At 75.1% G+C, this 20,446-nt stretch carries 12 protein-coding genes; 8 read left to right on the plus strand and 4 right to left on the minus strand.

Going from position 1 to position 20,446, the window contains the following annotated elements:
* Positions 1-161: 161 nt before the first annotated feature.
* The 3 genes from ACFWTE_RS03710 to ACFWTE_RS03720 are packed head-to-tail and all read left to right on the plus strand — an operon-like array spanning position 162 to position 7,449.
* Positions 162-1,691: a TIGR02677 family protein gene (locus tag ACFWTE_RS03710; protein ID WP_378777676.1), complete on the plus strand. Its 1,530-nt coding sequence runs from the start codon at positions 162-164 to the stop codon at positions 1,689-1,691.
* A complete protein-coding gene (locus tag ACFWTE_RS03715) occupies positions 1,691-3,181 on the plus strand; it encodes a DUF2398 family protein (protein ID WP_378777678.1) in 1,491 nt (496 codons plus the stop codon). The genes ACFWTE_RS03710 and ACFWTE_RS03715 overlap by 1 nt, the downstream gene beginning before the upstream one ends.
* A complete protein-coding gene (locus ACFWTE_RS03720; protein WP_378777680.1) occupies positions 3,178-7,449 on the plus strand; it encodes an SbcC/MukB-like Walker B domain-containing protein in 4,272 nt (1,423 codons plus the stop codon). Before ACFWTE_RS03715 ends, ACFWTE_RS03720 begins: the two co-directional genes overlap by 4 nt.
* Positions 7,450-7,536: 87 nt before the next feature.
* Here the strand turns inward: ACFWTE_RS03720 and ACFWTE_RS03725 are convergent, their stop codons facing one another.
* Together ACFWTE_RS03725 and ACFWTE_RS03730 are read right to left on the minus strand one after the other, a co-directional pair.
* Complete coding sequence (locus ACFWTE_RS03725; protein WP_378777682.1) at positions 7,537-8,274, minus strand: SDR family NAD(P)-dependent oxidoreductase; 738 nt, start codon at positions 8,272-8,274, stop codon at positions 7,537-7,539.
* Between the two features lie 140 nt (positions 8,275-8,414).
* Entirely contained in the window at positions 8,415-9,638 is a 1,224-nt protein-coding gene (locus tag ACFWTE_RS03730) for a hypothetical protein (RefSeq protein ID WP_378777684.1), read from the minus strand.
* Positions 9,639-9,771: 133 nt separating this feature from the next.
* Here ACFWTE_RS03730 and ACFWTE_RS03735 point away from each other — a divergent pair, with 133 nt between their 5' ends.
* A complete protein-coding gene (locus tag ACFWTE_RS03735; RefSeq protein WP_378777686.1) occupies positions 9,772-10,368 on the plus strand; it encodes a histidine phosphatase family protein in 597 nt (198 codons plus the stop codon).
* Positions 10,369-10,432: 64 nt separating this feature from the next.
* On the opposite strand, the gene ACFWTE_RS03740 is transcribed toward ACFWTE_RS03735, so the two are convergent.
* On the minus strand, positions 10,433-11,923 hold the full coding sequence (locus ACFWTE_RS03740) for a hypothetical protein (protein WP_378777688.1): 1,491 nt from the start codon (positions 11,921-11,923) through the stop codon (positions 10,433-10,435).
* Between the two features lie 611 nt (positions 11,924-12,534).
* On the opposite strand from ACFWTE_RS03740, the gene ACFWTE_RS03745 reads away from it, so the two are divergent.
* Entirely contained in the window at positions 12,535-13,929 is a 1,395-nt protein-coding gene (locus ACFWTE_RS03745; protein WP_378777690.1) for an SLC13 family permease, read from the plus strand.
* A gap of 104 nt (positions 13,930-14,033) precedes the next feature.
* On the opposite strand, the gene ACFWTE_RS03750 is transcribed toward ACFWTE_RS03745, so the two are convergent.
* Complete coding sequence (locus tag ACFWTE_RS03750) at positions 14,034-14,732, minus strand: FadR/GntR family transcriptional regulator (RefSeq protein ID WP_378777692.1); 699 nt, start codon at positions 14,730-14,732, stop codon at positions 14,034-14,036.
* Between the two features lie 210 nt (positions 14,733-14,942).
* Here ACFWTE_RS03750 and ACFWTE_RS03755 point away from each other — a divergent pair, with 210 nt between their 5' ends.
* The 3 genes from ACFWTE_RS03755 to ACFWTE_RS03765 all read left to right on the plus strand — a co-directional run bounded on the left by ACFWTE_RS03755 (position 14,943) and on the right by ACFWTE_RS03765 (position 20,443).
* Entirely contained in the window at positions 14,943-16,442 is a 1,500-nt protein-coding gene (locus tag ACFWTE_RS03755) for a carboxyl transferase domain-containing protein (protein WP_378777694.1), read from the plus strand.
* Between the two features lie 182 nt (positions 16,443-16,624).
* A complete protein-coding gene (locus ACFWTE_RS03760; RefSeq protein WP_378777695.1) occupies positions 16,625-17,845 on the plus strand; it encodes a CaiB/BaiF CoA transferase family protein in 1,221 nt (406 codons plus the stop codon).
* A 636-nt stretch (positions 17,846-18,481) separates the two neighbouring features.
* Complete coding sequence (locus ACFWTE_RS03765) at positions 18,482-20,443, plus strand: ABC transporter ATP-binding protein (protein WP_378777697.1); 1,962 nt, start codon at positions 18,482-18,484, stop codon at positions 20,441-20,443.
* The last annotated feature ends 3 nt before the right edge of the window (positions 20,444-20,446 follow it).

The raw sequence follows: 20,446 nt of genomic DNA on the forward strand, positions 1-20,446 counted from the left end.
GTGCCCGGCACACCGGGCCGGAGGCCGCCGTCAGCGGCGGCGCGGCCCCGGAGCGGGGCCGCGCGCGTGCGCACCCGCCCTCGCGGTCACGTAGCGTCATGGGGTGGCGGAACCCCCTCCGCCGCGGCTACACCACTCCCACCTCACCGAAAGAACGGCCCGTGGTCGAACGCAGAGCTCTGGACATGGACTCCCTCGCCGTCAGCGACCGGTTCCGGCTGTTCAACTTCACCCGGCGCGACGACCACATCACCTACCTGTGGATCCTGCGGGCCATGGACCGGCTGCGCGAGGTCCACCAGGTGCAGGTGTCCCCCGACGACGTCGCCGCAGCCCTGCGCGAGCTCGCCGCCGCACACGACCATGTGCCCACCCCCGACCGCGGACTGCGCGACCGCCTGGACGAGCTCCACGCCGACCGCGTCGTGCACCGCTTCGACGACGCCTCCCGGGCCGGGAACCTGGTGCGCTACCGCAACCGCCAGTCGGTCTACCAGTTCAGCGAGCTGGGCTACTGGGCCTACCGGTCGGTGGAGAACCTGCTCGGCGCCCGCATCGAGGACGTCAACCTGTCCCGCCTGGTCTTCTCCGAGGTCCTGGACGACCTGCGCGCCCTCGCGGAGGCCAACCGCACGGGCCGGGCCGAGCACGTCCACCGCAGGCTCGCCCGCCTGGACTCGGCCATGGAGGACATGGGACGGCGCTCGGCGCAGTTCCACGTGACCCTGGGTGAGATCCTGCGCTCCACCGACGCCTCACCGGACGTCTTCCTGCGCCACAAGAACGCCCTCCTGGTGCACATGTCCGACTTCACGGCCGAACTCGACCGCTACCTGCCCCGCCTGGACCGTGCCGTCCGCGAGGTCGAGGAGACCGGCCTGGCCACCCTGCTCTCCCGGGCCGCCGACGCCGACGAGCGCCCGTTCATGGAACGCGGCGAGCGCCGCGACGACTGGGAGCGCCGCTGGCAGGCCCTGCGCGCGTGGTTCTCCTCCGACGACGCCGTCCCCGCCCGCGCCGCCGAACTCCACGCGGCCACCCGGACGGCCGTCTCCGGGGTGATCGCCCTGCTCCGACAGATCACCGAGGCGCAGCGCGGCGGCGTCAACCGCTCCAGCCAGCTGCGCCACCTCGCCTCCTGGGTGTTCAACACCCCCCACGACGGGGCCGCCCACGCCCTCATGGGCGCCGCGTTCAACGTCCGCTCCGCCCGCCACCTGGGTGTGGCCCACGACGACGAGGAACAGATATCCCCCGGTCTGACCTGGTGGGACGCGCCCGGGGTCGAGGTCTCGGTCACCCTGTTCCGCAGCGGCACCGCGCCCACCACGGGCGTGCCCAGGCCGGTGCGCCGCAACCCGGGGGCCCAGGCACGGCTGCGCGGACGCCAGGCCGCCGACCGCGGGTCCGAGCGCCGCTCCGCCGAACGCCTGGCCGAGGAGGGCGCCCACGGCCGCGTGCTGGACGAGACCGACACGCGTATCCTGCTGCGCCTGGTCACCCGCGCGCTGGAGGCGCGCACCGTCGTCGCCGGACGCCTGTCCTCGGCCTCCGGCGAGGGCGAGGGCACCATGGTCCGCCTGGTCCCCGACCCGGCGGGCAGCACCGTCCGCACCAGCCAGGGCCGGATCCACCTGCCGGGCCTGCGCCTGGAGGCCACCGCACACCGGACACGAACGAAGAACCCCTGATGCCCCGAACCCCCGCCCCCGCGGTCGCCCCCGCCGACCTGGGCTCCTACCAGCAGGCCATGCGCCGCGTCCTGACCTGCGACCTCATCACGGCCTCCCGGCCCCGGCCCGGCGTCCTCGACCAGGTGCTGCGCTGGGCCGACGAGCTCGCCGCCGACCTGGAACGCCTCTTCGGCTACACCCTGATCGCCACCACCGACCACGTGCGCCTGGTCCGCGAACTGGACGCCCTGGACCCCACCCAGCGCCAGAACTTCTCACGCCGGGGCAGGCCCTTCGACCGGCGCAGGCTCGCCTACCTGTGCCTGCTGCTGGCCTCCTTCCAGCGCTCCCAGATCGAGATCAGCCTCGCCGACCTGGTCGCCCGCCTCACCCCGACCGCCAACACGATCGAGGGCCTGGGCTACGACCCCACCGACGGCACCCACAAGGCCGCGCTCGTGGACGCCGCCCACTGGCTGCTCGACCGGGGAGCCCTCCACCTGTCCGACGGCTCGCTGGAGGCGTGGGCGGCCAACGGGGACCAGGGCGACGCGCTCTTCGACATCGACCACGAGGTGTGCGAGGTGCTGTTCCGCCCGGCCCGCCCGGTCCAGCACCTGGGCAGCGCCGCGGGGCTCCTCGCCGAACCGCTGAGCGCCGCCTCCCCCCGCGAGCAGGCGGCACGCCGGGCCCGCCGCCTCCTGGTGGAGCGCCCCGTCGTGTACCACGCCGACGTCGAACCCGAGGTCTGCGCGATCCTGCGCCGCCGGGGCGCGGCCGAGGAGATCGCCCGCGCCACCGGCCTGAAGGTGGAGCGCCGCGCCGAGGGCGTCCTGCTCGCCGACCCGGCCGGAACCTTCACCGACCGGCCCTTCCCCGGACGCGGCGGCGCGGTCAACCGCACCGCAGGACTCCTGCTCGCCAAGGTCGCCGACCTGCTGGAGTCGTCCCTGGCGGCGCTGGTCCCGCTGCCGGTGACCCCGCTCCCCACCGACCAGGCCGACCTCGTCCGCCTGGTCGACGCGGGCCTTCCCCGCGACGGCGTCGTCGCCGAACTCGCCTGGACCGCGGAGCCCGGGGAGGGGCACGGGAGCGAGCCCCCCGAGCCGATGGAGGCGCCCCTGGTCGAACGCGCCCGGTGGGAGGCGATGATCCACGAGCTGTTCGCCGAGTTCGGCGCCTCCTCCTTCGGCGGCACCTGGCAACAGGACCCCTACGGCCTGCTGGACGCCGCGCTGGCACTGCTCGCGGAGCTCTCCCTGGTCCGCCCGGTCCCGGGCGGGGCCCTGGTGCTCCCCGCGTCCTCCCGCTACCGCAACCTCCAGGGCGCGCTGCCCGAGCGCGCCGACAGCGGCCAGCTCCCCCTGGGGCTGACCGGCTCCGCGCACAGTCCCCCCGCCGACCAGCACCTCTCCGGCACCGGGCCCGGCGACACCGGACCTGCCGACGGTCCCGCGCCCGATCCCGAGACCACGGCCGCCCACGCCCCCGCGGAAGGAAACCGATGACCCCCAGGAGCGACCGCTTCCAGCCCAGCCGCGCCGGCGTCATCAACGTCTGGGACTACGTCGACGAGGAGTTCGTGTTCGCCGACGGCCGCCTGGTCCTGCGCGGCCACAACGGCTCGGGCAAGACCAAGGCCCTGGAGGTCCTCTTCCCGTTCGTGCTCGACGGGTACACCGACGCCCGCCGCCTCGACCCGTTCAGCGGCCAGAACCGCACCATGAAGTCCAACCTGCTCTACCGGGGCGACGACTCCGCGTACGGGTACGTGTGGATGGAGTTCGCCCGCGCCGACGGCGAGCGCACCGAGACCGCCACCCTGGTCATCGGCCTGCGCGCGCACAAGCACCGCGACGGCGTCGTCCCCTCCTTCTTCGTCACCGACCAGCGCCTGGGCGTCGACTTCGGCCTGCTCGCCTCGGACGGGCGGCCCCTCACCGAACGGCAGCTCAAGGGCGTCCTTGGCGACGCCGCCTGCCACGCCACCGCCGCGGACTACCGCAGGGCCGTGGACGCCCGCCTGTTCGGGCTCGGCGACCGCTACACCCAGCTCCTGGACCTGCTCCTGGCCCTGCGCCGCCCCCTGCTGGCCAAGGACCTGGACCCCGACAAGGTCTCCGAGACCCTCACCAGCGGGCTGAGCCCGCTCGACGAGACCCTCCTGGACCAGGCCGCCCGGGACTTCACCAACCTGGCCGCCGTCCAGCGCAGGTTCGACCAGGCCACCCTCGCCCACACCGCGACCACCGCCTTCGTCGGCGAGTACGCCTCCTACCTGACCACCCACGCCCGCCACCGGCTCGCCCGCGTCCGCACCGCCACGGCGCAGGCCGCCGACCAGGCCAGGGCCGTCACCGAGGCCCGCGACACCCGGCAGCGGGCCGCTGTCGACCACGCGGCCGCCACCGAGCGCTCCGAGGAGCTCGACACCCGCATCCGCGGCCTCGACGCGCACAGGAGCGGACTGGAGGCCGACGACGCCTTCAGGAGCCACACGGCCCTGGAGGTCGAACGCTCACACAGCGCGGAGACCGCCCGCGACCTGGGCGAACAGCAGGACCGCCTCGACGCCCAGGCCGGGGAGGTGAGCGCCCTGCGGCGCGAGGCCGACCAGGTCGAGCAGGGCCTCGAACGCGCACGGGCACGCACCGGCGAACTCGCCGCCGAACTGGCCGAGGCCGCCGACCAGGCCGGGCTCGGGCACGACGGGGAGGGGCCCGCCGACAGCGGCGACGACCTGCCCGCCACCGCCCGGGCGCGCGCCACCGCCCGCCGCGCCGACGTGGACGCGGTGCGCGAACGCCTGCGCGGGCTCGCCGCCGCGGAGTCCGCGCGCACGGCCGCCGACCAGGACGCCGCCCACGCCGACCACCGGCTCCAGCAGCGCGACCAGGAGTGCGGCGAAGCCGCCGACGCCCTGGCCGCCGCGCGGGCCACCGCCGCCAACGCGCTCGCCGCCTGGGCCGGCCACTGGGCGCACGGACCGTCCCCGGTCACCGGCGCCGCCTGCGTCGAGGCACTGGAACAGTCACTCGAACGCTTCGGAGAGCCCGGAACCCCCGCCCTGGCCGAGGTCTACGGCGAGCACACCGACCAGCAGCGCCTGGACGCCGCCGGCCACGTGCGCACCCTGCAGGACCGCAAGGAACAGCTGGACGCCGAGGCCGCCCGCCTCAGCCGCGAGCGCGCGGACATCGCCGCCGAACGCGACGACGCCCCGGCCGCCGACCCCCGGCGCACCGCCCCCCGCCAAGGCCGCCCCGGCGCCCCGCTCTGGCGCCTGGTCAGGTTCGCCGAGACCGTCGCCGAGGCCGACGCGGCCGCGGTCGAGGGCGCGCTGGAGGGCGCCGGGCTGCTCACCGCGTGGGTCCACCCCGACGAGGCCGCCACCCGCTCCGCCCTGGCCGACGGGGACGCCGACGCGTACCTGCTGCCCACCGGCGGCACCGTCGCGGACGGCGGGCGCACCCTCGCCGACGTGCTCGTCCCCGAACAGCAGGACCTGGTCCCCGAGGACGTGATCGCCCGCGTCCTCGCCTCGGTCCGGCTGGAGGGACCCCTGGCCGCCGACCCCGACACCGGCGCCAGCGTGGACACCACCCCCGACGCGACCACCGGCGCCCCCGCGGCGCACACCGTCACCACCCGGGCCGGGTTCGCCCAGGGCCTGCTGGTGGGAGCCGGCCCCAAGCCCGTCCCCGAGTTCATCGGCGCCACCAACCGGGCCCACCGCCGCGGCGAACGCCTCGCGGCCTGCGACGCGCGCCTCGCCGAACTCGCGGAACAGGGCACCCTGCTCTCCGAGGGGCTGGACCGGGCGGGCGACCTCCTCAAGGCCTTCACCCGGGCACGGTCGGCCCTGCCCGACACGACCCCGGTGGAGCGCGCCGTGCGCCTGGTCGAACACCACTCCACCCTCCTGGCCTCGGCCCGCGAGGAGAGCGCGCAACGGCACCGCGCGCTGGACGCCGCCGTCGCCGAGGTCGACGCCCACCGCCACCAGGTGCGCGCCGTGGCCGCCGAACGCGCCATGCCGGTCCGTCCGGAGGCCGTCGAGGCCGTCGCCTCGGCCGTCGACGACTTCGCCGCGGCCGCACGCGACCTGCACGCCGCCCGCGCCGAGGCCGCCCGGCACACCGCCGACCTCGACGCGCGTCGGGAGACCGTCACACGGCTGGGCGCACGGTTGGAGGAGGACCGCGAACGCCACGAGGAGCGCCGGCGCGAGCACGAGCGGGCCGCCGCCGAACTCGCCGCCCGCGAGGCGAGCATCAGCGCCCCGGTGCGCGAACTCATGGCCGAACTGGAGGGTGTGCGCGACTCCCTGCGCGAGGCCCGGACCGAACAGCGCGACGTCCGGGCCAGGGTGACCTCCTCCCACGAGACGATGATCCGCGCCGACCGCGACCTCGAACACGGGCAGAAGGCCCTCACCGACGCCTTCACCGCCCTGTTCGAGCACGCCGACGCCTTCGCCGCCCTCACCCACCCCGACCTGCGCGCCACCCTGGGCGTGGAACCCGGGCCCGCCTGGCCGGACCGGCGGCTGTGGCCCGCACCGGAACGGGCCGCGAAGGAGGTGCTCGCGGCCGCCTCCCAGGACCCCGGGGACGCCGTCCGCGCCGCCCTGCCGCACCCCGCGGCGGCGCTGACCGACGCGTTCGCCGGCGCCGTCGACCCCGACCGCGCCGTCACCGACAGCGACCTCAAGTCCGCCTCCACCCGCGTCTCCAACGCCCTGCGCGCCTTCCAGGACGCCCTGGGCGGCGACGCCGAGGGCTACCGCGTCGACCACGACTTCGGCACGAGCGGGATCATCAGCGTGTTCGTCAACGACGAGACGGGCCGCAACCCGGTCTCCGCCTTCGCGCGCGTCATCGCCGACCGCGTCGAGGACCAGAGCGCGCTCCTGCGGGAGGAGGAGCGCGGCGTCCTGGAGGACGAACTGCTCACCGGCATCGCGCAGCAGATCCACGAGAGGGTGCGCGTGGCCCGGGACCTCGTCACCGGGATGGACCGCGACACCCGCTCGCGCCCCATGTCCTCGGGCACCCGGATCGGTATCCGCTGGAGCCGGTCGGACCGTCTCACCGAGGACCAGGCCGCCGCCGCGGGGCTGCTCAAGCGCGACGCCGCCGGACTGGGGCACGCCGGCCTGACCCGCCTGCGCGAGGTCCTGCGCCAGATGATCAGGGCCCACCACGCCGCCCACCCCCGGGCCACCTACAAGCAGGTGCTGGCCGCGGTGCTGGACTACCGGACCTGGTACCGGTTCGAGCTGCGCATGGCCGTCCCGGGCCAGGACGAGGTCCGCCTCACCAAGAACAAGCACGAGCAGATGTCCGGCGGCGAGAAGTCCGCCGCGATCCACCTGCCCCTGTTCGCGGCCGCGAACGCCCTCTACACCTCGGCGTCCCCCGCGTGCCCCCGGATGGTGGCGCTGGACGAGGCGTTCGCCGGGATCGACGACCGCTACAAGCCCGAACTCATGGGGCTGACGGTCACCTTCGACCTGGACATGTTCATGACCGGGCACGACCTGTGGGTGCACTACGACAGCGTGCCCATGGCCTCCCACTACGACATGCACCACGACAAGGGCTCGCACACCGTCTCGTCCCTGTTCATGCTCTGGGACGGCACCCAGACGATCGACGCCGACGCCGGGTTCGCCGGGAACGAGGAGCTCGCGGCCGAACTCCTCGGGATCACCCCCAGCCGCTACGCCCCGCTGTCGACGGCCGGAACCCTCCTGGAGGACACGGGCGGGTGAGACGGGGGAGGGGGTGCGCGCCCCCGGGTCCGACCGGCCGCTGCGCGCGGCCCGGCACCGGGCGCCGGGCCGCGCGGCCGGAGGCGCTCAGCGCAGGAAGGACGCCCCGTTGACGTCCAGGACGGCACCGGAGGACCACACCGCCTCCGGTGAGGCCAGGTACAGCACGGCCGCCGCCACCTCCTCGGGGGCGGCCACCCGCCCGAAGGGGCTCTGCGCGCGGACCTCGTCGGTGACCCGGTCGGCGACGCGCTCGGTCGCCACGAACCCCGGCGCCACGGAGGCGACGGCGATGCCGTGCGGGGCCAGGGCCACGGCGAGGGACTGGCCCAGGGAGTGGAGCGCGGCCTTGCTCGCGCCGTAGGCGGGGTGGTCGGGCTCCCCCTTGTACGCGCCGCGCGAGCCGACGTTGACGATGCGGCCCCGGGTCCCGCGGTCGATCATGTGCCGGGCCGCGAGATAGCCGATGTTGGCGGCGGCGACCACGTTCACGTCCAGGGTGGTCCGCCAGGCCTGCTGCCACTGCTCGTAGGAGGTCCCCACGACCGGGTGGGCGGTGTTGACGGCAGCGTTGTTGACCACCACGTCGATCCCGCCCAGGTCGGCGACCACGCCGGTGACCAGGTCGGCGGTGGCTTCGGGGTCGCGCAGGTCGGCCCGGAACAGCGCGTGCCCCTCACCGGGCAGGCCCGCGAGGGTGCGCTCGGCCTCCTCCACGCTGTTCCCGCAGTGGACGGCCACGCGGTCGCCCGCCTGCGCGAAGGCGCGGGCGACGGCCCGGCCGATGCCCCGGGCCGCCCCGGTGACCAGCACGTTGCGGCTCACGGGCGCCTCCCCGTGGCAGGGGCGGGCGCGGGGGTCATCCGATGATCTGACATGGGCGGCATCCTAGCCTCCGCACCCCGCCCGCAGCCCGGCAGGGAGGCGCGTCCGGGCGGGACACGGAGCGGACACGGCCCGCGGCGTCAGGAACCGCCCCCGTCGAGGCGCCCCTCCCCGGCGTGCAGACCGAAGGGCACCCCGAAGCCGGTCAGCCAGCCACCCTCGCGCAGGAGCCGGAACACCTCGTGGGTGACGTCGTGGTCCGGCGCCTGGCGCGGCGGCCAGCCGAACGCCTGCTCGATGGCGGACCAGCTGGGCCCGTGCCCGTGCTCGTCACGGTAGGCGCCCACCCACCGCGCCACCGCCGCCTCCCGGCCCGAGAGCAGGTCCCTCGCGCGGTCGGCCACGGGCACGTCGAGCGGTGTGCTCGCCGGGACCTGCTTGGGCGGGGTCCGCGGCGGTTCCGGCCGCACGGCCAGCGGCAGGGTGATCTCGGTCAGCCGCGCGCCCACGGTGGCGCCGTCGGAGAGGTCCTCGATCCACGAGACCTCGGCCAGCCAGGCCAGGAGCTCGGACAGCTCCCCGGCCCCGGAGAGGGCGCAGGCCGCGACCACCTCCCCGGCGGGCAGGGACACCGCTCCGCCGTGGTCGGCGTGCACGGCCAGGTAGGCGGCGACCAGCCGGAGCCGGTTGGGCTTCTTGCGGAGCTTCTTGTGGGCGAGCGCCTGGGAGAGCCACCCCGACGCGCGCGAGCGCACGCCGTTGCCGACCGTCCACAGCTCGCCCCGCAGGCCGGGCAGGTCGCACAGCGCGGGGTGGGCGGCGTCCGCCCCGATCACCTCCTCCGGGGTCGAGGCCAGCCAGCCGGTCGAGGTCAGCTCGACGAGGGCGGCGTGCGCGTCCTCCAGACGCAGCATCCGCAGATCCTGGCCGGTGAAGTTCGCCCGCCCCGTGATGGCGCCCCGCACGGCGAAGGTGAGGGCCAGCAGACGGCCGTCGGGGGTGGTGCCCGCGTGCGCGGCGCTCAGACGCGCCCACAGCTCGCGCAGGAGCGCCGCGTGGTGGGGGCCGATCGGCAGGGCGCGCTTGCGGTCGACGGGCACCTTCACCTGGGGCCTGGCCCGCGCCTCCTCCCGCGCACGCCTGCGCTCCTTCTTGTACGCCCGCAACTCCGCGTTGGACAGCCTCCGGGGCGCTCCGCCCGGCGGGGTGGTGATGCCCTGTTCCTCGCAGCGCTCGCACGCCATGGCCGCGGCCAGGTCCTTGTTGGGGCGCAGGAAACGGGGCTGCGCGATCTCGTGGGTCACGGGTGCGTGGGGCGCGGGGTCCGGCTCCCGCACGTCACTGCCTGCGGTGTGCTGCGTCATGGTCAGGAGGGTAGCGACGAATCGGCTCCGGTGTCCGGCATCTGACGAATTTCACCGGCAGGCCCCGGGGGCGCGGGGGACCGGGACCGCCCGGTGGGAGTCCGAGGGGGCCGGACGGGGCAGGAACCCCGGCATGGGTGAACTGGTGCTGATCAGGCACGGGCAGACCGAGTGGAGCCGGGACCGCCGGCACACCGGGTGGACCGACGTCCCCCTCACACAGAAGGGGGAGCGCCAAGCGGGTGAGCTGAGGCCCCTGCTGGAGGGCCGCGACGTCGGGCGGGTGGTGACCAGCCCGCTGACACGGGCCGTCCGCACCGCGGAACTGGCAGGGCTGCGCGGCGGCGCGACCGACCCGGATCTGCGGGAGTGGGACTACGGGGGCTACGAGGGGGTCACCACCGTCGACATCCGCCGCGAGCGCCCCGGGTGGGACCTGTGGAGCGACGGGGTCGTCCCCGGCGGTCCGGGGCATCGGGGGGAGACGGTCGAGGAGGTCGCCGAACGCGTGGACCGCGTCCTGGCCCCGCTGGCGCCGCTGGTCGGCGACGCGGGAGCCCCCGACACGGTCCTGGTGGCGCACGGGCACGTCCTGCGGGTGGTCACCGCCCGCTGGCTGGGGCTGGACCCCCGCAACGGGGCGCTGTTCGCCCTGGGCACGGGCACACTCAGCACGCTCGGACGCGAGCACGACCGGCCGGTGGTCACCTCCTGGAACCTGTCGCCCTGAACGGGGCCGCCCACCCGGCGGGCGTGTGCCGCAGGAGGCCGCCCGGCGCCGGGCCCGCGTGCCCTCACAGGCCCCGGAGCCGGATCCGCCCGGCGGCCCCGACCGCCGCCCGGGCCACCCGCGGGTCCCGGTGCAGGCGTCCGATCGCCTCCAGCGCCGAGACGGTGTACGGGTGCCCGCACAGCCACAGGCGGTCGGCGTTCTCCAAAAGGGACGTGTCGAGACCCGAGGGGAACGCGAAGGCGAGCGCGGCCGTGAGGTCGTGCGCCCCGGACCGGGCCGAGGACGCCAGGTCCAGCACGAGCCAGGGGCCGAACCGGTCGAGGACCGCGTCGATCTCCTCCTGCGGCAGCATCCGGGAGGACAGCAGTACGAGGGCGGCCAGGCCGGCGGCGACCCGGTCGGCGTCGCGCAGCATGGCCCGCAGCCGCGGGGTCAGGCGCGAGCTGACCATGTGCAGGACCGTCGCGCCCAGGCGCCGGCGCAGCGTCAGCCGGGGGTCGGTGACCGCCAGGACGATCTCCTCCAACGCCTCCTCCGGGGTGCGCCGGGCCAGCCAGGGGTCGATCAGGGCGCCCCGGTCGCCCTCCGACACGCGCGCCAGGGAGTCCAGGAACTCCGGGGCGCCGGTCACGGCGAGGTCCTCGGCCAGCGGGGCGCGGACGCCCCGGCGCAGCAGCAGCCGGTGCACGCCGTACCGGCCCAGGTCGGTGAGTTCGACGTCGGGGTAGCCCGCCGGGTCGGGGGCGGCGGGGGAGTGCGGGGTGCCGCTCCCGTGGTCCGTACCGTCACCGTCGTCCCCGTCGCTGCGGGGACAGCGCTGGGGAGGGGCCCAGGGGCCGGACCGGCTCGGGCTGAGGATGACCGCCCCGGTGTCGGAGAGCTGCCACAGCAGGTGGAGCACCAGGTCGGGGTCGGGTTCGGGGCCGAGGGGAAGCGGGGGTGCCCCCGGGAAGGGCGGGGCGCTCGTGGCGAGGGAGGGCAGGGGGACGCGGGCCCCGTCCGGACCCTCGTAGAGCCGGAGCAGGACCGCGGGCAGCAGTTCGGGACGGTGGGACTCCGGGGGGTCGGGGTCCAGGAGGCCGCCGCGCGCACACCGCACGGCGTCCTCGAACAGCCGCCTCCACCAGTCCAGGACCTCCTCGTGGTCGTGGACGCACTCCTCCAGCCCCGGCGCGGGTCGGGCGCGGTCGGCGTCGAGCTCGATCATGCCGAGGACCACGGCCGCCTGCCAGGGGGCCATGAACTCCGCGGCGTCCGCGGCCGAGCCGAGGTCGCGCAGCCAGGCCAGGCGGGCGCCGCGGTCGCGGACGAGTCCGTACGGCCACAGCCCGAACCGCTCGATCGCGGCGCGGGCGCTCTCCGGGCCCGGTACCCCGGGCTCGGACACGGGGGTCTCCGGGGCGCTCCACCGGGCCAGGCGCAGGGCGTCGCACAGCAGGGGCGTGCCCAGGGCGACCTGGGCGAGCACCTGCGGCGGCGGCAGGGACACCGGCCGGAGCGCGGCCTGGTCGATGTCGCAGTGGTCGAGGTGCGAGGTCTCGTTCGACGCCATGTCCGCTCCCTGCTGTCCCCCGTGGTGCCCGTCCCTCCCCTTTTACCGTTCCGCGGCCGTCCCGGGGGGCGTTTCGGTGAAGACGGGGGGTGTGAAACGCCCGGGAGGGGGTCGCGTTCGAGGCCGGGGCGCCGTGATCGTCGGACGCGGGCCCGTTGGGCCACCGGATCAGCGGCTCCGTGGGGCCGGGACGGGGGAGGGACGGTTCTCCCACCGGCGGCAGGACCGGGGTCGGTGCGGCGGATGGCCGACGATCGCCGACACCTGTCTCCCCACGAGGGGACGGTCCCGTCATTGAGGGATGAGCAGGGGACACTCGGGGCTCGACGGACCGGACCGGTCCCCGCTCCTGTCACGGGAACCAGGCATTGGTTACGACGTGCCCCTGGGGTCACCGGTTCCACATTCGGGAGGCCGGTGGCGCGGACACCGGGGCCGTTCGGCGGTCACCGGGGGAACGTCCGCACCCTCCGCGGGCGGGGAGGGAGGGGCGCGTGTCGTCAGGAGTGTCCTACTGGGGGGTTGACATGACGGGCAAAGGCATATTGGCTAGGCCACTGAGCCGTATGAGCCAGATCACAGCCCTGCTTTCCGTCTGATCGGTACACGACATGACCCCGCAACTCCTCACCATCCTCGCCCTCCTGGCGATGTTCGTCATCGCCACGGTCCTGCCGATCAACATCGGCGCCCTCGCCTTCGTCGGAGCCTTCCTCGTCGGCGTCCTGGCCCTGGGTATGGACACCGACGCCATCCTGGGCGGTTTCCCCGCAGACCTCTTCCTCACACTGGTCGGTGTCACCTACCTCTTCGCGATCGCCAAGAACAACGGGACGATCGACCTCCTCGTACGCGGTGCCACGCGACTGGTCGGCGGCCGGGTCGTCGCCATCCCCTGGATCATGTTCGGCATCACCGCCCTGCTGACCGGCGTGGGCGCGCTCAGCCCGGCGGCCGTGGCCATCGTCGCACCGATCGCCCTGGGCTTCGCCGTCAGGTACCGGATCAACCCCCTGCTCATGGGCATGATGGTGATCCACGGCGCCCAGGGCGGCGGGTTCTCCCCGGTCAGCGTCTACGGCGCCACGGTCAACGGCATCGTCGCCGACAGCGGACTCGCGGTGGCTCCGCTCACCCTCTTCCTCGGCAACCTCGTCTTCAACCTCTGCATCGCGGTGGTCCTGTTCGTCTCCCTGGGCGGCAACCGCCTGATCGGCGCCAGGGCCCACGAGTTCGAGGCCGCCGAGAGCGTGGCGGCACCGGCGGGCGCCGCCACGGTCGGCGGCGGCTCCGGCGCGGACGCCGGCTCCGTCGCGGTGGCCACCGGAGGCCCCGGGGGCGCACCCGCCGGATCCGCGGGCGCGCCCGACACGGCCGGGGGACCCGCGGGCCAAACGGACCGCGGCCCGGTCCGGTTCGACCAGATCGCCACCATCGCGGGCATCATCGTCCTGGGCGTGCTCGCCCTGGGCTTCGGCCTCGACGTCGGGTTCGTCGCGCTGTCGGTGACGGTCGTGCTCGCGCTGATCTCCCCCAAGGCCCAGAAGAACGCGCTGTCCCAGATCAGCTGGCCCACCGTGCTGCTGATCACCGGCATGCTCACGTTCGTCGGCGTCATGGAGAGCGCCGGGACCATCGACTACGTCGGCAACGCGGCGGCCGGGCTGGGGGCTCCGCTGCTGGTCGCGCTCGTGCTCTGCTACATCGGCGCCGTCGTGTCGGCGTTCGCGTCCTCGACCGCGATCCTGGGCGCGACCATCCCGCTGGCGATCCCGTTCCTCCTGATGGGCGATGTCAGCGCGACCGGGGTGATCGTGGCGCTGGCGGTCTCCTCCACCATCGTCGACGTCAGCCCGTTCTCGACCAACGGCGCCCTGGTGCTGGCCAACGCCTCGGGCGTGGACCCGGACCGGTTCTACCGCCAGATCCTCGTCTACAGCGCCATCGTGGTGCTGGTCGGTCCGCTGATCGCGTGGGGGGTCCTGGTCGTCCCCGGCCTGCTGTGACCCCGGGCCGCACCGGCGCGGGCCCTTGAGCCGGTCCGCCGACGCCGCGGAACCCGTGGACCCGCACCGGATCACAGGCCCGTCCTGTGGTCCGGTGCGGCGCCTCAGGGGGCGACCGGACCGACCACGCGGGAGACCAGTAGCAGGTGCTCGCGCATCGCGTCCGCGGCGGCCTTGGGATCGCCCGCGTGGATGGCGGCGCCGATCCGCTCGTGCCCGCTGAGCGAGGCCTGGGGCCGGTCCGGCTGGGACAGGGACTCCAGCCGGGTCTCCCGGATCATCGGGGCGAGCTCGTTCATCATCCGGGTCAGCAGGCGCGAGCGCGCCGCCGCGGTGATGGCGGCGTGGAACCGCTCGTCGCCGGTGACCCCCCGGTCCCCGTTCTCGACCTCCTGGCGCATGAGCTCCAGAGCCGCGTCGATGGCGGCCAGGTCCTCGGCGGTACGCCGCTCGGCGGCCAGCTCCGCCAGCTTGACCTCCAGTGCCTGCCGGGCCTCGATGATCTCCGCGCGCCGGTTGGCCCGGTCGCGCAGCAGGGCGAGAACCCCCTGCTCGGAGACGGTCTGGCGGATGATCGCCCCGTCGCCGTGCCGGACCTCGATGACCCCCTGGACCTCCAGCGCGACCAAGGCCTGGCTCACCGAAGCACGGCTGACCTCCAGCGCGGAGGCCAGCTCCCGCTCGGGCGGCAACCGGTCGCCGACGCCCAGCCCGGCCTCCCGCATGTGTTCGACGAGGCGTTCCACGAGCTGTTCGTACAGACGGGGTCGAGCCGGCGGTCGGGGTCGGGATTTGGCAGGCACGCTCGGTGGCTCCTGATCTTCGCATCCGGCTCTGGCAGAGGGGTTCCAGGCTAGAGCATCCCGCCCGGGGGGCCCCGGGATTCGGTCGGTGCGGCCGACCGCGGGGGCGGGCGGAAGCGGCCTCCGGCAGGGCTTCCCAAACCGGGGGTGGGCATGCCACCCTGGCCCTAAGGCCTAGTGGCCTAGCCACTGAACCATTTGGAGGTTGCTGTGGGGACCCGACGCACCGCTCACCAACTCCTCGACCTCGTCCTCGACACGGGGTCGTACGTCTCCTGGGACAGCGACCCCGCCGACGTGGGCCCCGACGCCGCCTACGCCGCCGCCCTGGCCGACGCGCACACGGCGAGCGGGTGCGACGAGGCCGTCCTCACCGGCGAAGGCCGCCTGAGCGGACACCGTGTCGCCGTCGTGGCCTGCGAGTTCGGATTCCTCGCCGGCTCCGTCGGGGTCGCCGCCGCCGAACGGCTCCTCGACGCCGTCGAACGCGCCACCGCCGAGGGGCTCCCCCTGCTGGCCGCGCCCGCCTCCGGCGGCACCCGCATGCAGGAGGGCACCCGCGCCTTCGTGTCCATGGCGCCGATCGCCGCCGCCATCACCGCGCACAAGGCCGCCGGACACCCCTACCTCGTCTACCTGCGCCACCCGACCACGGGCGGGGTCCTCGCCTCCTGGGGATCGCTGGGGCACCTGACCGCGGCCGAACCCGGCGCCCTCATCGGCTTCCTCGGACCCCGCGTCTACGAGGCCCTCCACGGGGACGCGTTCCCCACAGGGGTCCAGAGCGCGGAGAACCTGCGCCTGCACGGACTCGTCGACGCCGTCCTCACCCCCGAGGAACTGGGCGGGGCCGCCGGACGCGCCCTCGACGTCCTGCTCGACCGCGCGGCCGACGACGCGCGGCCCCCCACCACCCCGCCCGCCGCGCCCGCCACCCGCGTCCCCACCTGGGACTCGGTACTGCGGTCCCGGCGCAAGGAGCGGCCGGGCGTACGCGACCTGCTGCGGCACGCCGCCACCGACGTCGTCCGGCTGCACGGCACCGGCGAGGGGGACGACGACCCCACCCTGCTGGTGGCCCTGGCCAGGTTCGGCCGACGCCCCTGCGTCCTGGCCGGCCAGGACCGGAGCAGGCAGGGCGCCCGCACCCCCATGGGACCGGCCGCGCTGCTCCAGGCGCGGCGGGCCATGCGGCTGGCGGCCGAACTCCGGCTGCCGCTGGTCACGGTCATCGACACCCCCGGCGCCGAACTGTCCGCGGCGGCCGAGGAACGGGGCATGGCCGCCCAGATCGCCCACTGCCTCGCGGACATGGCCACACTCGGCACCGCGACGGTGTCGGTCCTGCTGGGGGAGGGGACCGGTGGAGGGGCGATCGCCCTGCTCCCCGCCGACCGCGTCCTGTGCGCCCAGCACGCCTGGCTCTCGCCGCTCCCTCCCGAGGGCGCGAGCGCGATCGTCCACCGCACCGTCGACCGCGCCGGCGAACTGGCCGAGAGCCAGGGCATCGGCTCCGCCGACCTGCTGGCCGCCGGTGTCGTGGACCGGGTGATCGCCGAGGACGGCGACGCCGCCGACGAGGACGAGGCGTTCTGCGTCCGGGTCGGCGACGCCATCGCCCACGAGCTCGCCACCCTGCGCCCGCACGCCGAGCATGCCCCGCACGCCGGGCGCCTCGGGCGCTACCGGCTGCTCGGTGCGGGGGTCTGACCCGCACAACCGCAGAACCGGCGGCCGGACCGCGTGGACCGGCCGCCGCGGACACCCCTCCCGCAGGGGCGTCCCGCTCGACACGCACGCCCGGTCGGCGACCGGCGGACGGGGAGGCGCGACCTCCGCGCACGCCCGTGCCCGCCGGCCCAGGGCAGGACGAACAACACCGGAGGTGGAACGTGGACCGCTCGCAAGGCCCGCTCAGGGGAACCGTGGTCGTGGATCTGTCGCGGGCCCTCGCGGGGCCGCACGCCGCCATGCTGCTCGGAGACCTCGGGGCGAGGGTGATCAAGGTCGAGCAGCCCGGCACGGGTGACGAGACGCGCGGGTGGGGCCCGCCCTTCGTCGGACCGGAGGAGGAGCGGATCAGCACCTACTTCCTGTCCTGCAACCGCAACAAGGAGTCCATCGAACTGGACCTGAAGTCCGACGACGGCGTCGAACAGCTCACCCGGCTCGTGCGCGCCGCCGACGTCCTGGTGGAGAACTTCCGGCCGGGCGTCCTGGACCGGCTCGGGTTCTCCGTCCGCCGCCTGGAGGAGCTCAACCCACGGCTGGTGGTCTGCTCCATCACCGGGTTCGGACACGACGGGCCCGAGGGCGGGCGCGCGGGCTACGACCAGATCGCCCAGGGCGAGGCGGGCCTCATGAGCGTGACCGGCCCCTCGTCCAAGGAACCGACCAAGACCGGTGTGGCCATCGGGGACGTGCTGGCCGGGATGAACGGGGCCCAGGGCGTGCTCGCGGCCCTGGTGGAGCGGGGGCGCACCGGCCGCGGACGGGTGGTGCGCACCTCCCTGCTCTCCTCCATCGTGGGCGTGCACGCCTTCCAGGGGACGCGCTGGACGGTCGCGCGCGAGGTGCCGACGGCGCTGGGGAACCAGCACCCCTCCATCGCCCCCTACGGCGCCTTCGCCTGCATGGACGGGATGCTGCAGGTGGCCGTGGGCGGTGAGGCGCAGTGGGCGCGCTTCGCCGGGCTGCTCGGCCTGGACGCCGAGGACCCCAGGTTCCGGGACAACGCCTCCCGGGTGGCGCACCGCGAGGCACTGATCGCCGAGGTGGAGGCGGTCCTGGCCCAGGGGACCCGGGACGAGTGGCTGAGCCGCCTCGGCGGGGCCGGGCTGCCCTGCGGCGCGGTGCGCACCGTCGACCAGGTCTACGAGTGGGACCAGACCCGCTCCCAGGGCCTGGTGGTCTCGGTCGAGCACCCGGTGCTGGGAGACGTGGAGCTGCCCGGGTCGGCCCTGCGCTTCGACCCCCGCGGCCCCGGCGAGGCGGAGGAGTTCGGACGGGGCTACCTGGCGCCCCCCGCCCTGGGCGAGCACAACACCGCCGTGCGCACGTGGCTCGACGAGGTCGAGCGCGAGCGCGGGGCCGTGGCGGAGCCGGCCGGCTGATCCCCCGGCGGGGCACCGGACCCGCGCCCGCCCCCTCGGCCGGTCCCGCGCGCTTGCGCCCCGCCCCTTGGCGGACCGCCCCGCCGGTGCCCCCGCCACCGGCCTTCACGACCACCGCGACAGCCATGCGAACGGCCGTGCCGCACCCCCGGGTGCCGGTACGGCCGTTCGGCGTCCCGGCCGGTCCCCGCCTCCCACCCCGGACCGCCCCACCGCGGCGCACCCGCCCCGCCCGCCTCCCCGGCCCCCGGGTCCAGGGCCCCTGTCCGCGGCCTGCGGCCTCCCCGAGGATTCCGGGCACGGGCGGGCCCTGGATCGGTGACGGCCCGGCCTGCTTCGGGGCGGCCCGTATCCGGGGCCGATCCGGCCGTGCCCCTCCGAGCGGATTTCGCACCGCACGCGCAGCGCGGGACCCCGGCCCTCAGGGCGACCCCGCCGCGGGCCGGGAAGAAGAACCCGGATCCGGTCCGACCGCAACCGCGAAACCCCCTTCGGGCTGTCCTGCGCCGGGTCCATGATCAGCAGCACTTCAACGCCGGCCACGGAGGAGGCCGCGGCGAACACACGGCACGGCCGCTCCTCCCGCGCGCCCGAAAACGGGTGCGGACCGGTCCCCGACCACGTGAGGACATCACGATGCGCACCACGCCACCACCCGCACCCGACGACGACGGGACCGGTGAGGGTCTGTCCCTGCCCGCACTGACCACACCGCGCTGGAACCACTACGGCGCCCAGGCGTCCGAGGCCACCTGGGCCCGGATCGGCCGCCGCCTGCCGGCCCTCACCGCCCAGGCCGCCGCCCTGGCCTGGCGCAGCAGCCCGAGGGACGTCCTGGCGACCACCGTGCTCAACATCGGGGTGGGAGCGGCCACCGCGTGGGCGCTCATCGCCACCAGCGGTGTGCTCGCAGAGCTCTTCCAGGCAGCACCCACCCCCGACCGGCTCCGGGACGCGCTGCCCTCCCTGATGGTGCTGGCCGCGGCCCTGGTGGCGCGGGGGCTCTGCTCGGCGGCAGCCGGACGCGCCCAGGCCCGACTGGAGCCCCAGGTGGTGCTCGCCGCTGAGAAGAGGCTGCTGCGCCGGTGCACCGCCGTCGAACTGCGGGCCTTCGACGACAGCGCGTTCCACGACCACCTCTTCCGCTGCTACGTGCGCGGCAGCGACCAGGCGGGCGCGCTCGTCCGCCACACCGCCGACGTCCTCACCGGGGTCGTGGGCGTGGCCGCCGCCGTCGGCGTCCTGGGCGTGCTGCACCCGCTCCTGCTCCCGCTGCTGTTCCTGGCCATGGCGCCCCAGTGGTGGGGGTCCTCGGCGGCGGCCCGTCTGCGGTACCGGATGATCATGGCGTTCACCGAGGGGGCCCGCCGCAAGGTCCTGCTCGAACAGATCATGATCAACCGCGACAACGCCGCCGAGATCCGCTCGTTCACCATGGAGGGGCGGCTGCTCTCCGAGTTCGACAGGATCGCCGACCGGGAGCTGGACATCCAGCTCGGACTGGCCACCCGCCAGTCCCTGATCCGGCTCGCGGGCAACACCGCCGGGGGCCTCGCCGCCGGAGCGGTGTTCGCGGTGCTGGGACTGCTGCTGGTCGACGGGGTCGTGGAGATCGCCGTCGCGGGGGCGGCCGTGGTCGCCATCCGGGTCGCGCAGGGGGCACTGGGCAACGCCCTGTCCTCCCTGACCCACGTGTACGAGTCCGGGCTGTACTTCTCCGACTTCGTCGCCTTCGAGGAGGAGGCCGCGCGCAGGCTCCCCCCGGCGGATCCGGAACCGGCTCCCGAGGGGTTCGAGGAGATCCGGGTCGAGAACGTCACCTTCACCTACCCGAGCGGGCAGAAGGGGGACGCCCCCGCCCTGGACGGTGTCAGCCTCACCCTCCGGCGCGGCCGGACCGTGGCGCTCGTGGGGGAGAACGGGTCGGGCAAGACCACCCTGGCCAAGCTCCTGTCCGGCCTGTACGGGCCGGAGAGCGGGCGGATCCGCTGGGACGGCACCGACCTGGCCCGGGTGGACGGGACCGGTCTGAGGCGACGGATCTCCGTCATCGCCCAGGACCACACCCACTGGCCGCTGACCGCCCGGCGCAACGTCGTGATGAGCAGCCCCGGCGACGACCCGGAGCGCCTGGAGCGCGCGGCGCTCGCCGCCCACGCCGACACGGTCGTGGCGGAGCTCGCCCACGGGTGGGACACCCTGCTGGACAAGCGCTTCGTGGAGGGAGCCGAACCGTCCGGCGGACAGTGGCAGCGGCTGGCCGCGGCCAGGGGCTTCTACCGGGGCGACGACGGCGACGCCACGCCCCTGCTCATCGCCGACGAGCCCACGGCGGCGCTCGACGCCCGGGCCGAGCACGCCTTCTTCTCCTCCCTGCACGCCCACGCCGGACGCACCGGGGCGGCCGTCGTCCTGATCACACACCGTCTCGCGTCGGTGCGGATGGCCGACCACATCGTGGTGCTCCGCAAGGGACGGGTGGAGGAGGAGGGCTCCCACGCGGAACTGCTGGAGGCCGACGGGCTCTACCGTGAGCTGTGGGACCTCCAGGCCGACGCCTACCAGTGGTCCGTGCCGCAGCAGCGCCGTACCGCCTGACCC

It is taken from the genome of Nocardiopsis sp. NPDC058631, from assembly GCF_042716955.1.
Lineage (GTDB): Bacteria > Actinomycetota > Actinomycetes > Streptosporangiales > Streptosporangiaceae > Nocardiopsis.

Coding starts and splice junctions, on each gene's coding strand:
- ACFWTE_RS03720 (WP_378777680.1), top strand. CDS start 3,178: ATGACCCCCAGGAGCGACCGCTTCCAGCCCAGCCGCGCCGGCGTCATC.
- ACFWTE_RS03735 (WP_378777686.1), top strand. CDS start 9,772: ATGGGTGAACTGGTGCTGATCAGGCACGGGCAGACCGAGTGGAGCCGG.
- ACFWTE_RS03765 (WP_378777697.1), top strand. CDS start 18,482: ATGCGCACCACGCCACCACCCGCACCCGACGACGACGGGACCGGTGAG.
- ACFWTE_RS03715 (WP_378777678.1), top strand. CDS start 1,691: ATGCCCCGAACCCCCGCCCCCGCGGTCGCCCCCGCCGACCTGGGCTCC.
- ACFWTE_RS03740 (WP_378777688.1), bottom strand. CDS start 11,923: ATGGCGTCGAACGAGACCTCGCACCTCGACCACTGCGACATCGACCAG.
- ACFWTE_RS03730 (WP_378777684.1), bottom strand. CDS start 9,638: ATGACGCAGCACACCGCAGGCAGTGACGTGCGGGAGCCGGACCCCGCG.
- ACFWTE_RS03745 (WP_378777690.1), top strand. CDS start 12,535: ATGACCCCGCAACTCCTCACCATCCTCGCCCTCCTGGCGATGTTCGTC.